The 8,050-nt window shown below is 72.0% G+C and carries 6 protein-coding genes; 4 read left to right on the top strand and 2 right to left on the bottom strand.

The window, feature by feature from the left end; genetic code table 11:
- Positions 1 to 122: 122 nt before the first annotated feature.
- The gene (gene glgX / locus ACIQGV_RS01345; RefSeq protein ID WP_402488758.1) at positions 123 to 2,246 is read right to left on the bottom strand and encodes a glycogen debranching protein GlgX; all 2,124 of its coding nucleotides are present in this window, start codon (positions 2,244 to 2,246) and stop codon (positions 123 to 125) included.
- Between the two features lie 181 nt (positions 2,247 to 2,427).
- Here glgX and ACIQGV_RS01350 point away from each other — a divergent pair, with 181 nt between their 5' ends.
- From ACIQGV_RS01350 to ACIQGV_RS01365, 4 genes are all read left to right on the top strand, one after another.
- Positions 2,428 to 3,255 (top strand): Tat pathway signal sequence domain protein, encoded by an 828-nt coding sequence (locus ACIQGV_RS01350; protein ID WP_402488761.1) that lies wholly within the window; start codon positions 2,428 to 2,430, stop codon positions 3,253 to 3,255.
- Positions 3,256 to 3,313: 58 nt separating this feature from the next.
- Complete coding sequence (locus tag ACIQGV_RS01355; RefSeq protein WP_402488764.1) at positions 3,314 to 4,633, top strand: copper amine oxidase; 1,320 nt, start codon at positions 3,314 to 3,316, stop codon at positions 4,631 to 4,633.
- Positions 4,634 to 4,736: 103 nt separating this feature from the next.
- On the top strand, positions 4,737 to 5,975 hold the full coding sequence (locus ACIQGV_RS01360; RefSeq protein WP_402488767.1) for an SAV2148 family HEPN domain-containing protein: 1,239 nt from the start codon (positions 4,737 to 4,739) through the stop codon (positions 5,973 to 5,975).
- A 100-nt stretch (positions 5,976 to 6,075) separates the two neighbouring features.
- Positions 6,076 to 6,807 carry a 3'-5' exonuclease gene (locus tag ACIQGV_RS01365; RefSeq protein ID WP_402488770.1) on the top strand — a complete coding sequence of 244 codons (732 nt, stop codon included), beginning with the start codon at positions 6,076 to 6,078 and terminating at the stop codon, positions 6,805 to 6,807.
- Positions 6,808 to 6,818: 11 nt separating this feature from the next.
- Here the strand turns inward: ACIQGV_RS01365 and ACIQGV_RS01370 are convergent, their stop codons facing one another.
- Entirely contained in the window at positions 6,819 to 7,682 is an 864-nt protein-coding gene (locus ACIQGV_RS01370) for a phosphotransferase enzyme family protein (protein WP_402488773.1), read from the bottom strand.
- Positions 7,683 to 8,050 lie beyond the last annotated feature (368 nt).

Here is an 8,050-nt window from a genome sequence, read left to right on the forward strand (position 1 = left end):
ATCCGGGCGGCGAGGTCGCCCGGACGGGTGAGCGCCGACGGTGTCACCCGCGGGTGCGGCACCGTCGGCGCCGGGCGGGCCGCACCCGCGTGCGGGTCTGCCGGCCCCGTCCGGACGGACGCCTACGCGGGCCGCTGGAGCACCGTCAGGCTGCGGTCCGCCAGCGTCAGACGTTCCCCGGCCGCCACCTTCGGGCCGCTGCCCGGCGGGACGCCCTCCACGCTGGAGGTGTCCACGACGACCTGCCACTGCCGCCCGTGATCGACCGGCACCACGAAGTCCAGCTCCTTCGGCGAGGCGTTGAACATCAGCAGGAACGAGTCGTCGGAGATCCGCTGCCCGCGGCTGCCCGGTTCGGAGATGGCGTTGCCGTTGAGGAACACCGTCAGCGCCGACGCCTGGGCCGAGTCCCAGTCCCGCTGGGTCATCTCCCGCCCCTCGGGCGTGAACCAGGCGATGTCGGACAGGTCGTCGTGCGTGCCCTCCACCGGCCGTCCGTGGAAGAAGCGCCGGCGCCGGAAGACGGGGTGCTCCTTGCGCAGCCGCGCCATCGCGCGGGTGAAGTCGAACAGGCCGGTGCCGTCCTCCTCGTCCCCGGGCTCCGGCCAGCGCACCCAGGCCAGCTCGCTGTCCTGGCAGTAGGCGTTGTTGTTGCCGTCCTGGGTGCGGGCGTACTCGTCGCCGTGACTGATCATCGGCACGCCCTGGGAGAGCATCAGCGTCGCGACGAAGTTGCGCATCTGGCGGGCCCGCAGCCGCAGCACCTCCTCGTCGTCGGTCTCGCCCTCCGCTCCGCAGTTCCAGGACCGGTTGTGGCTCTCGCCGTCCCGGTTGCCCTCGCCGTTGGCGTCGTTGTGCTTGTCGTTGTACGCCACCAGGTCGTGCAGCGTGAACCCGTCGTGGCAGGTCACGAAGTTGATGGAGGCCAGCGGGCGGCGTCCGTCGTCCTGGTACAGGTCGGACGATCCGGTCAGCCGGGAGGCGAACTCCGCGAGCGCGCGCGGCTCGCCCCGCCACAGGTCCCGCACGGTGTCGCGGTACTTGCCGTTCCACTCGGTCCACAGCGGCGGGAAGTTGCCCACCTGGTAGCCGCCCTCGCCGACGTCCCAGGGCTCGGCGATCAGCTTCACCTGGGACACCACCGGGTCCTGCTGCACCAGGTCGAAGAACGACGACAGCCGGTCCACCTCGTGGAACTGCCGGGCCAGGGTGGCCGCCAGGTCGAAGCGGAACCCGTCGACATGCATCTCGGTGACCCAGTACCGCAGCGAGTCCATGATCAGCTGGAGGACGTGCGGGGACCGCATGAGCAGCGAGTTCCCGGTCCCCGTGGTGTCCATGTAGTAGCGCTTGTCCTGGGTGAGCCGGTAGTAGGACGGGTTGTCCAGGCCGCGGAAGGACAGGGTCGGGCCGAGGTGGTTGCCCTCGGCCGTGTGGTTGTAGACGACGTCGAGGATGACCTCGATCCCGGCCTCGTGCAGCGCGCGCACGGCCGACTTGAACTCCAGCACCTGCTGCCCGCGGTCGCCCCAGGAGGCGTACGCGTTGTGGGGGGCGAAGAAGCCGATGGTGTTGTAGCCCCAGTAGTTGTTCAGTCCCATGTCGACCAGTCGGTGGTCGTTCACGAACTGGTGTACGGGCATCAGCTCCAGGGCGGTCACCCCGAGTTCGGTCAGATGCTCGATGATCGCCGGGTGCGCGAGGGCCGCGTAGGTGCCGCGCAGCTCCTCCGGCAGTCCCGGGTGCCGCATGGTGAGGCCCTTCACATGGGCCTCGTAGATCACCGTGTGGTGGTAGTCGGTGCGCGGGCGCCGGTCGTCGCCCCAGTCGAAGTACGGGTTGACCACGACGGACGACATGGTGTGCGGGGCCGAGTCCAGGTCGTTGCGCCGTTCGGGTGCGTCGAAGTGGTAGCCGTACACCTCCTCGCCCCACTGGATCGAACCGCTGATCGCCTTCGCGTACGGATCGAGCAGCAGCTTCGCCGAGTTGCAGCGCAGCCCGCGCTCCGGGGCGTACGGGCCGTGCGCCCGGAACCCGTACCGCTGTCCGGGCATCACACCCGGCACGTACGCGTGCCGGACGAACGCGTCGCTCTCCCGCAGCTCCACCGCCGTCTCCGAGCCGTCGTCGTGCAGCAGACACAGCTCTACTCGGTCCGCGGCTTCCGTGAACACCGCGAAGTTCGTGCCGGCGCCGTCGTACGTGGCACCGAGGGGGTACGCCTCTCCAGGCCAGACCTGCATGGATACGACTCTTTCAGGTGTGAGCCCCGGCTGGGGTCGCCTTGGCTCCGAGTCTCCCGGAAAGTGATGGAACCACCTATGACTTACGTCCCTCTTACCGAACGACCAGTGCATACGACGTATGCCGAATCTGTGGGGCAAACAGGTACTCCCGGGGACGTACGGGGAGTAGGGGGAAGATGTGCGCACGATAGTGCACCGCCATCTGGGCAAGGTGGTGGCCGGTGCCGCCATCGCCGTGGCCGGGACCGCCGTGATGGTCGGCGTCACCCTGCCCGGCACGGCCGGGGCCGGTGAGAACGGGGGCGCCACGGGCGCCGGGAACGGCTCGTCCGCGGCGGCGGGCCAGGAGGGCGGCCAGGGGGCGCCCGGGCAGGCCCCGGCCGTCGCGCCGGGCGTCGTCGAGGCGGCGCCCGAGGAGGGCGAGAAAGGCACCGGCAGCGACCCGCTGACCGACGACGAGGTCGAGCGGGTCGCGAAGCTCGCGGCGGGCCCGCAGCTGAGCAACGTGGCCCAGGACGTCGACGGGGACCGCGGTCCGCAGCGTCTCGCCGTGGACCTCGCCGAACCGGAGGCCGACGCGCCCGCCGCGCGTCGCGCGGAGGTGTCGTTCTACGACTACAAGAACGACACCCTGGTGACCAAGACGGTCAACCTCGACACGGGGAAGGTCGAGAGGACGGCCACCGAGCGCGGCGTCCAGCCGCCGCTGAGCCGCGCCGAGTACACGGAGGCGGCCCGGCTGCTGATCGCCGACCCGCTCGGCGCCGACCTCAAGGCCGACTACAAGGACGCCACCGGCAAGGAACTGACCGGGCCGGACCAGCTGCTGCTCAACGGCGCCGTGTACCGGGCGGCCCAGGGCGCCCAGCCGGCCCTGCTCGACAAGTGCGGCGAGCACCGGTGCGTGCGGCTGTTCCCGAAGGTCAAGAACGGCCCGTGGATCGACGCCCGGGCGTTCGTCGTCGACCTCAGCGCCCGCAAGGTCGGCCGCCTCGATCTCGGCTGAGCCGTCCCGGTCCGCTTTTCAAACCGACTTGCACTTCCTCCTAGGGAGCCATTTCTTCATGCGCGCGAACCGAATCCGCCGTGCCCGCCGGGCCGCCGTCGGCCTGTCCGTGGCCGCGCTGGCCGCCGGGGCGACGACCGCCGCCGGCCCGGCCTCCGCCCAGCCCGCCGCCCGGCCGCAGGCCGCCCCCGCGCCCGCCGCCGACTGCAGCGCGGCCTACCGCATCCAGCAGAAGCTCACCAGCGGCACCACCTGGCGCATGTGCTGGCGCTACGACAGCAAGGCCGGCCTGGTCCTGGAGAAGATCTCCTACCAGCCCAAGGGCGAGACCAAGCCGATCAAGGTCCTCAACAGCGCCCGCCTCGGCCAGATCCACGTCCCCTACGACGACGGCAGCGTCGAGTACGACGACCTCACCGGCTTCGGCTTCGCCCAGGGCCTGATGAACCTCGCGCCCGGCGAGTGCCCCGGCGGCACCATCAAGACCGTCAAGGTCCCCGACGCCTGGCAGGACCCGAACGTCAAGGGCCTGTGCACCACGACCCGTTCGCGCGGCCACGCCTACCGCATGCAGGGCGACACCGCCAACAAGGTCTTCCAGGCCCAGGGCAAGGACCTGCTCGTCTACACCGTCAACCAGGTCGGCTGGTACGAGTACATGACGGAGTGGCGGTTCCAGGACGACGGCACCGTCACCATGAACGTCGGTGCCACCGGCAGCCTGTCCTACGAGGACTACGACGCCGGGGACGGCCGCGGCTGGCCCATCGGCAAGGGCGACCGCGCCAAGGCCACCAGCCACAGCCACAACGTCTTCTGGCGGCTCGACTTCGCCCTGGACGGCTCCACGAAGAACGGCGTCGAGCAGTACGACTCGGCCGTCTCCGCGCCCGTCGCCGGCAACCGCGCCCCCACCACGAAGACCACCCGCACCAAGGTCACCAAGGAACTCGCCGGCGACGCCAAGGCGTACCGCTGGTGGCGGGTCGTCAGCGCGACCGGCAAGAACAAGGACCTGCACCCGCGCTCGTACGAGATCGTCCCCGGCACCACCACCAAGTACCCGGGCCGCAGCTACACCAAGCACGACATGTACGTCACCCAGTACAACGCGTGCGAGAAGTTCGCCAGCCACAACCCCGGCTGCCCCGCCGGACAGGCGAAGTCCGTGGACAAGTGGGTGAACGGACAGACCCTCACGCACCCCGTGGTGTGGATGAACGTAGGCTTCCACCACATAGCCCGCGACGAGGACCAGCAGCCGATGCCGGTCCACTGGCAGGGCTTCTCCGTCGTCCCGCGTGACGTCACCGCTATGAATCCGCTCACTCCCGGTGAGCTCGAATGGCAGAACGGCCACTGGCGACCGCGCAGTTGAGAAACGACCCTGCCCATCGGGCTGCATCGCCGACCGCTCCCGGAGTACCCTTCCTTGATCGTTGGGACGGGGAGAGCTCGGGGGAGCGGAAGGCGGTGCGCGGGTGGGCTCGGGAGGGCTGGAGCTGCCCCCTGGTGACGAGGGTCACGCGGGGGACTCCGCAGAGGTCCCGCCCGGCACGGTGTCACTGGCCCGTCCCATGGAGACGGGTTCCATCGGGCCGGAGTTGGAGTGGGACGCCGATGCCTGGCGCGAGGTGCGCACCCGCGCCCAGCGGGCCGGCCGGGCCTACATCTGGCTGAACCTGGTCGAGCAGCGGCTGCGCGCGGTCGTCGCCGCGGTGCTGCGGCCGATCTACGAACCGGTCCACGGCGACGACTGGGTGGTCGCCGCGGCCGGACCCGCCGGGCAGGAGTGGGTGCAGCGCGCGGTCGCCGTGCGCGAAGTCAGCCGCCGCAAGGGCTACTTGCTCGATCCGGCCGACGACAACGTCCTCAGCTTCCTCACCCTGCCCCAGCTGCGCGAGCTCATCGTGCAGCACTGGCCGTGCTTCGAGCCGTACCTCGACGACCGCCGTGACGTCGAACTCGCCCTGGACGAGCTGGAGGTGACCCGCAACGTCGTCTCCCGCAACCGGGCGCTGTCCGAGGCCGTGCTGAACCAGGCCGAGCGGGCCTCGGCGCGGCTGCTGGAGACGCTCGGGGCGGGCGGCGACGTGCCCTCCGCGCGCCGGCTGCCCGTCGACGCCGTGGAGGACCTGGTCGGCGACCGGTACGCGGACGTGGTCGCGGTGCACTCCGACCGGGTGCGGCTGCTGCGCCAGTTCCCGGCCGAGGACCTCTTCGGCGGGGCCCGCCGCCTGGACGCCTTCGGGATCGGCCTGAACCTGCTCGTGCAGAACTTCTCCGGCCGCCGGCTGGTCCGGCTGGCGGAGGCCGGCTGCCGGGTGCGGCTGCTCTTCCTCAACCCCGCCTCCAGCGCGGTCAAGCGGCGCGAGCGCGAGCTCGGCATGAGGCGCGGCGAGCTGAGCCGGTCCGTGGAGATGAACATCCTGCACATGCGCCGGGTGCGTTCCCGGCTCCGTGATCCCGGTGCCTTCGAGATCCAGGTCTACGACGAGACCCCCCGCTCCACCGCGTACCTCGTGGACGGCGACGGCTCCGACGGCATAGCGGTCGTGCAGTCCTATCTGCGCCGCGCGCGCGGCATGGAGGCGCCGGTGCTGGTGCTGCGGGCCGGGAGCCGGGTGGTCAAGCCGGGGCAGGAGGAGGAGGCCGGGCTGTTCCCGACCTATCGCGAGGAATTCGACACGGCATGGGCTGATTCGCGGCCTGTGTCCTGAATATTCCCCCGGTGGGGCGGAGCGCGTTCCTCTCGTTGTCAGTGGTCCGTGCGAAGGTGGAGGCCACCGGGGGAAAGCACCACCAAGGAGGGGACCGCCCATGGGCTGGCACCGTGAGCTGCTGATCGGATTCGACCTGGAGACGACCGGGACGGATCCGCGCGAGGCGCGCATCGTCACGGGCGCGGTGACAGAGGTCAGGGCCGGGCAGGAGCTCGGGCGCCGGGAGTGGATCGCCGACCCCGGTGTGGAGATCCCCGCCGACGCGGTCGCCGTGCACGGCATCAGCAACGAGCGGGCCGCCGCCGAGGGAAGCCCCGCCGCCGAGGTCGCCGACGCCATCGCCGACGTCCTGGTGACGTACTGGAGGACAGACGTCCCCGTCGTCGCCTACAACGCCGCCTTCGACCTGACCCTGCTCTCCGCGGAACTGCACCGGCACGGTCTGCCGTCCCTGCGGGACCGCCTCGGCGGCCGCGACCCGGCGCCGGTCGTCGACCCGTACACCATCGACCGCTGGGCCGACCGCTACCGCCGGGGCAAGCGCAACCTCGAAGCGGTCTGCGCCGAGTACGGCGTCCCGCTCGACTCCGCGCACGACGCCTCGGCCGACGCGCTCGCCGCCGCGAGACTCGCCTGCGCGATAGGCGACCGCCACGGCAAGGTCGCCGCCCTCGCACCGGCCGAACTGCATCGCCGGCAGATCGAGTGGTACGCCGACTGGGCCGCGGACTTCCAGAGCTTCCTGCGCCGCAAGGGCGACGAGGCCGCCGTGGTGGACGGCACCTGGCCCCTGAGGGAGCTGCTGGCGGACGCCGAGCGGGCCTCGTAGCGTCCTTCCGCTCAGAAGGGGTACCAGCGCACCGACTCGTCGCCGTCCCGCAGGGACGCCACCCGTCGTCCGAACTCGGCCAGCGCCTTCGGGTTGCTCGGCGCGTGCTGGGCCACCCAGGCGCAGCTCGCCGTCTCGCGGGCGCCCCGCAGCACGGCGCAGCCCTCCCACGCCCGGACGTCCCATCCGTAGGCGGCGGTGAAGGTGTCGTACGCCTCGGCCGGGAGGCCGTAGCGGTCGCGGGAGAGGGCCATGACGACCAGATCGTGCTCCCGCAGATCGCAGGAGACCGTCTCCAGGTCGACCAGGACGGGTCCGTCGGGGCCGACATGGACATTGCGCGGCAGGGCGTCGCCGTGGATGGGGCCCGGCGGCAGATGAGGGGTGAGCGCCGCCGCGGCCGCGGCGAAGCCGTCGCGGCGCTCGCGCAGATACGCCGCGTCCGCGGGGTCGATCGCGTCCCCGGCCAGCCGCAGCCAGCGTTCCACTCCGTCCAGCAGGTCGCGGGGCGGAAGCGCGAAGGAGGAGGAGGGGAGCGCGTGGACGACCCGTAGCAGTTCGGCCAGATCTCGCGGCTCGGGGGGCCGCACCGGATCCGCCAGCCGGTGCCACACCGTCACCGGATGCCCGTCGACGAGCAGGGCCTCCCCGGACGCGGCGCGCACCGCGGGGACGTCCGCGTCGGCGAGCCAGACCGCGACGGCCAGCTCGCGGCGGGCCCGGTCCAGCAGTTCGGCGTCGCGGCCCACCTTGACCACCAGGTCGCCCGCGGCGAACACGGCGTTCTCGCCGAGTGTGAGCAGTCGCGCGTCCCCGGCGCGGCCGGGCAGCGCTCCCGCCGCGGCCAGTACGTCCCGTGCCCGTGCCTCGTCCATGCGTTCCGCCTCCGTGCCTGCCGTGTCGCCGTCCGCCGCCGGGGAGCCGCCCCGGGGCCGCGCCCGCGCCTGTCCGGATCTCGTCGTCCTGCGGGCCAGTCTCGCATTCGCCGAGGTCGGGCCGTGTGCGCGGTGCCCTGACGGCACGCACCCTCTACCCGCCCACGTCCGGGCTCCACCGGGCCCCGGCCTGCCGTCCGGTCCGCCGGGGTCCGGGCCTCCGTCCGGCTCTCCGGGCCTCTGGCCCGCCAGCCGGCCCGCCGCCGTCCGGTCCGCCGTCCGGTCCGCCGCCGTCCGGTCCGCCGTCCGGTCCGCCGCCGTCCGGCTCTCCGGGGTCCGGCCCGTCGTCCGGCCCGTCGTCCGGGCCT

It is taken from the genome of Streptomyces sp. NPDC093094 (genome assembly GCF_044754345.1).
Classification (GTDB): domain Bacteria; phylum Actinomycetota; class Actinomycetes; order Streptomycetales; family Streptomycetaceae; genus Streptomyces.

What these genes read in the sequence shown, in the direction of transcription:
- ACIQGV_RS01370 (WP_402488773.1), bottom strand. Translation starts at nt 7,682, where the DNA reads ATGGACGAGGCACGGGCACGGGACGTACTGGCCGCGGCGGGAGCGCTG.
- glgX (WP_402488758.1), bottom strand. Translation starts at nt 2,246, where the DNA reads ATGCAGGTCTGGCCTGGAGAGGCGTACCCCCTCGGTGCCACGTACGAC.
- ACIQGV_RS01365 (WP_402488770.1), top strand. Translation starts at nt 6,076, where the DNA reads ATGGGCTGGCACCGTGAGCTGCTGATCGGATTCGACCTGGAGACGACC.
- ACIQGV_RS01355 (WP_402488764.1), top strand. Translation starts at nt 3,314, where the DNA reads ATGCGCGCGAACCGAATCCGCCGTGCCCGCCGGGCCGCCGTCGGCCTG.